4 protein-coding genes are annotated in these 2,714 nt (G+C 37.7%); 1 reads left to right on the plus strand and 3 read right to left on the minus strand.

Annotated elements, in window-relative coordinates; genetic code table 11:
* Window positions 1-155 precede the first annotated feature (155 nt).
* The 3 genes from GQR46_RS18440 to GQR46_RS18450 form a co-directional block, all read right to left on the minus strand.
* On the minus strand, window positions 156-713 hold the full coding sequence (locus GQR46_RS18440; RefSeq protein WP_024613121.1) for a sugar O-acetyltransferase: 558 nt from the start codon (window positions 711-713) through the stop codon (window positions 156-158).
* Between the two features lie 98 nt (window positions 714-811).
* Window positions 812-1,372, minus strand: a complete 561-nt coding sequence (locus tag GQR46_RS18445) for a hypothetical protein (protein ID WP_165741978.1) — start codon at window positions 1,370-1,372, stop codon at window positions 812-814.
* Window position 1,373: 1 nt separating this feature from the next.
* A complete protein-coding gene (locus GQR46_RS18450; RefSeq protein WP_165727905.1) occupies window positions 1,374-1,829 on the minus strand; it encodes a YaiI/YqxD family protein in 456 nt (151 codons plus the stop codon).
* Window positions 1,830-1,926: 97 nt separating this feature from the next.
* Here GQR46_RS18450 and GQR46_RS18455 point away from each other — a divergent pair, with 97 nt between their 5' ends.
* A complete protein-coding gene (locus GQR46_RS18455) occupies window positions 1,927-2,457 on the plus strand; it encodes a lipocalin family protein (RefSeq protein WP_165741980.1) in 531 nt (176 codons plus the stop codon).
* Window positions 2,458-2,714 lie beyond the last annotated feature (257 nt).

Genomic DNA, 2,714 nt, shown 5'->3' on the forward strand with positions numbered 1-2,714 from the left:
AATTTCGCAAAGGGAACAACCATTTACATCAATTTACGCCTAGAACTGAATTATTTTTTCGGCGTAAAATTTAGATCACATACTTAATGGAATTGGTATTAAATACTATAAAAGGAGTAAGTTTAAAGAGTCGCTTAGTTTTTAAGTTGAGCAAATTAACTTTCAATCATTTTTATTATTTTTGCAGGATTCCCACCTATAACAACGTTATCGCCAAACGATTTTGTAACAACAGCACCCGATGCAACAACTACATTATTACCTAAAGTAACGCCTGGATTTATGACTGCATGACCACCAATCCAACAATCATTTCCTATTGTTATTGTTTTTGCATATTCGAGCCCACTTCTTCTATCAATTGGGTTTATAGGGTGTGTAGCGGTATAAATTCCAACCTGTGGTGCAATAAAGCAATTGTTACCAATATTAACTTCCGCAGCGTCTAAAATAACGCAGCCAAAATTAGCATAAAAATTTTCACCTACATGAATATTTGACCCATAATCACAATTAAATGATGACTCTACATGAACTTGTTTTCCTGTTGAGCCAAATAACGCATGTATAATTTGAGCTCTTTCATCCAAATGAATAACACTTGTTTGGTTTAGCGCTTCCGTTTTTAAGCTAGCTTTTAATCGTAATTCAATAAGCTCAGGGTCACTTGGGTCATAATACTGACCAGATAGCATTTTTTCTTTTTCTGTCATAATTTAAAATCCAAATAATATATTTTTTATAAGTGGCAGATTCAGCTTTTAAGCTAAGCACCACTACCTTTGTTTAGTACGTGTGCATTTAGTTACTTTTAACTATTTTTTATTTGTGCAACTAGCTCGCTAAGCCTAGCTATTTTTATATTACTTAGCTGCCTGTAATCAAAATACGGGCATACTATAATATTGTTGGCTATATCTATTGCAAATTCGTCGTCGAGCCACTCAAATTTCGCATTAAGCTTACCTTGTTGGAGTAAGCTTTTAGCGTGCGTACGCCCAGCAATTATGTGTAGCTGGTTTTTATTATTTGAAGCTTTATCTGTACAAGTAACAGTAATATTAGGCGCGCTAAATAGCAGGGCGGTTTTACTACTTTTTTGCAGTAAAAACTCATCGCGATATTGCTGCCAAGTAGGCGCTTGTTTAGCAAATGAGTAATACTCACTTGGTAGAGCAAACAATACTTTGGCGTACACGTTAAATACTTTGCGCCAACCATTACCGCAGTGCTGGTTTATGGTATTTATTTGTTCATTTATAACCGGTTCAAGGCATTGAAGTGTTTCAAAAAACGGCATTGGCGGCGCTTTTGCTACATACACTGCCACGCTAAATTGGGTATCGCCTAAGCCAACTAATTGGGTATTCAAGTTAGTTAGCCTTGTTTTGCGCTAAAATACGATCGAGATTATTAGCAAAATTTTGACGGTCGGTTTGACTAAGTGGAGGCGGCCCGCCACTCATTTCTACACCACTTGAGCGCATGGTATCCATAAAGTCGCGTACGTTAAGTATTGAGCGAATATTCTCCGTGGTGTAAAGCTCGCCACGCGGGTTGAGCGCCTGCCCACCGTTATCAATTACTTCACTCGCCAGCGGTATATCGCCAGTAATAACTAAATCGCCTTTTTCAATACGTTTCACTATTTCGTCGTCGGCTACATCAAAGCCTGACGATACTTGAACGCGGCTTATGTATTTTGACGGCGGAATACGCATTGCGTGATTAGCCACTAAAATAGTGTCGATTTTCATACGCTCTGCCGCTCTAAAAAGTATTTCTTTTATAACGACAGGACACGCGTCTGCATCTACCCAAATTTTCATGCTATGGTCATTTTTATTGCTTTAGAATTAAGACGATCCTATAGCAAATTTTATTCTTGTGAAATAGCATAAATTACATAATTGAAAAGGAGCTTACATGAAGGCTATAAAATACGGTTTACTTATTACTGGTCTATTTTTTCTTAGTGCCTGCACCAGCCCCCCTGAGGGAATAACACCCGTTAAAAACTTTGATATACAAAAATATAAAGGCAAATGGTTTGAAATAGCGCGTCTTAATCACTCGTTTGAAGAAGGTATGGAGCAAGTTACCGCGACTTATTCAATTAACGACGACGGCACAGTAAAGGTCCTTAACAAAGGCTATTTAACGGATGATAAAAAATGGGATGACGCCGAAGGCTTGGCCAAATTTGTTGAGGGCACCGACACCGGACATTTTAAAGTCTCGTTTTTTGGTCCATTTTATGGCGCTTACGTGATTTTTGAACTTGACCAACCCGATTATCAATATGCATTTATAACCAGTTACAACAAAGATTACTTGTGGTTTTTATCGCGTACACCAACGGTTAGCAAAGAGCTTAAAGAGCACTTTTTAACTAAAGCGAAAGAGTTAGGCTTTGCTACTGATGAAATAATTTGGGTAAATCAAGAGAGTATGTAAAGGGGGTTTACAGTTAGCTGTATGCGCTTTTAAAGTGGTAATAAAAACGTCATCTAACTGTAAAGTAAATTAAATATATAAACGCTATATTGCTAGCACTTACAGTGAGACAGTAAGTATTAGGAACACTGAATATCCCCTATTGTTGGCAAGCTATATAGCTTGCCATTTTTTTTGCCTAGGGCGTGTTGATCTTTGTGGATTGAAATCTGTTCAATCTAGGGGCGATTAAATCGCGGCGCGAGGTTTGTAACCTA

This window comes from Pseudoalteromonas sp. Z1A6 (genome assembly GCF_011378745.1).
GTDB classification, from domain to species: domain Bacteria; phylum Pseudomonadota; class Gammaproteobacteria; order Enterobacterales; family Alteromonadaceae; genus Pseudoalteromonas; species Pseudoalteromonas arctica.